The following is a 1,761-nucleotide window of genomic DNA, read 5'->3' as shown; positions in this document are numbered from 1 at the left end:
TTTCCAATTTTAATGTTTTTTCTGGTTGACATTTCACCACTGTGCTTTTGTAATTAATCGATATATCCTATTATAAAAAATCTTTACTGACATCTTCCGTCAGTAAAGATTTCAACTTGATAATAATTAATTAGCTCATATAGAACTTCTATAATCTTTTGCTTCAAACTTATTGGTTCAATAACTTCAATAGATTTGCCAAAGGGTAAAAGTAAAAATGGTACATACGTATGTAATGCTTCTTCTTCTAGTAGAAATATTGCTTTTTTTGAAGTTCGTTCTTTGAAATGATGTCCTAAAAACCAATGCTGGCATAAGTCATCTAACGCACTTGTCTTACCACCTACAATTAAAGGTATAAGTCCTTGCTTATCTTCTACTTCTGGGAATAGGCTTTTCATAAAAAATTCACTCGCCGAAAATAATTGTGGTCGATTGAATTTAATTTCTGTTTGGTTAATACTAATAATTCGCCCTACTCTAAAACTACGGATTTCATTCCTTAGATGACAAAATGCAATGACATACCAATTACTATTCCAAAAAACAATCCCATAAGGATCTACAATCCTACGCTTAGATTGCTCTTCACGACTTGTATGATATTCAATTTCTACAGAGGATTCGTTAACTATACCTTGTTCTAACTTCTTCAATATGGGCTCCATAAATGATTTTCCAATTGGACTTATTACTCCGAGCCCTTCCAAGTGTTGCTTAATCATTCTTTCCTGCTCTTGATTTGAATACATTTTAAGCTTTGATGTTGCTTTGTCCAATGCCTCCCCTAAAAAATATCCAGATTCTTTTGCAAGAACAGCAGCATGAAGTAATGCAGTTTGCTCATCGACATCAAAAAAAAGAGGACTTTTAATAAAATTATTCAGTAGGGTATCCCCCCCATTATGACCTGTGTCAGATATAATAGGAATACCACTTGCAGAAAGAGCATCAATATAACGGTAAACAGTCCTTATATTAATCTCTAACTTCTCAGATATTTGTTTTGCGGTAATTTTCCTGCCTGAATTCAACATCCATAGAATCTGCATCATATTGTCAATCTTGGACATAAAAGTCACCTCATTGTTCACTTTATAAGAACGAGTTCAATTTCTACTATTATTTTAAAAGGTTAATGAAAATAGACGCCTTCCTTATTTAAGAAGGTACTGCACCCCGTTCGTTGAAGAAACCCATCTTGTTTTATTTAATTTAAAGGTTCTTTTTTACTCCAATTGTGGTTTGAATAAATAAATGACAATACAGTCGATCCAACAACACTTGGTAGCAAAATAAATGCAAAAAACCGAAGTGTAAAAGTTCCGCTTACATCAAAATGTCCTTGAATAGGTCCTAAAATCTGTGTTGCTGTCATAATTGCAACATGAAATCCAATTGATGTCCACACATTTCCCGATATCGCCCTGAACAAACCTAAAATAATTGCAAAACCAGGGATAAATTGAAGCTGTTCCACAGAATACATTGCCCCAATAAATTAAGCAAATAATGAAAACAACAATGATTGTAAAATGATTGTTATCCAATGAGGGAATAATGTATTAAGTAACGATATATATATCCTCTAAAAATCAGTTCTTCGGGTAATGCTTCTATCAATAATACAGTTATAAATAAAATCAAAATACTCAGTAATAGGTAATTCAAATCTGTATGAACTTTTATTTCAACCCACCCAAGCATTAAACAAATAAAAACAGTCATGAGTTTTTCACACCCAACCCTGGCATGAAAATA

Annotated in this window: 3 protein-coding genes; all 3 read right to left on the bottom strand. The window is 32.5% G+C overall.

Annotation, left to right across the window (positions count from 1 at the left end; all coding sequences use genetic code 11):
- Nucleotides 1-83 precede the first annotated feature (83 nt).
- Nucleotides 84-1,073, bottom strand: coding sequence for a helix-turn-helix transcriptional regulator (locus tag CD30_RS19000; protein WP_036180720.1), 990 nt, complete (start codon nucleotides 1,071-1,073; stop codon nucleotides 84-86).
- Between the two features lie 137 nt (nucleotides 1,074-1,210).
- Entirely contained in the window at nucleotides 1,211-1,480 is a 270-nt protein-coding gene (locus CD30_RS19675) for a hypothetical protein (RefSeq protein WP_052126330.1), read from the bottom strand.
- Between the two features lie 62 nt (nucleotides 1,481-1,542).
- A partial coding sequence (locus CD30_RS20470) for a CPBP family glutamic-type intramembrane protease (protein ID WP_328286149.1) occupies nucleotides 1,543-1,761 on the bottom strand: 219 nt, incomplete at its 5' end.

The sequence above is a fragment of the Ureibacillus massiliensis 4400831 = CIP 108448 = CCUG 49529 genome (genome assembly GCF_000772965.1).
Taxonomy (GTDB): domain Bacteria; phylum Bacillota; class Bacilli; order Bacillales_A; family Planococcaceae; genus Ureibacillus; species Ureibacillus massiliensis.
The sequence above is the reverse complement of the archived record's forward strand: the minus strand, read 5'-3'. Positions and strand labels throughout refer to the sequence as shown.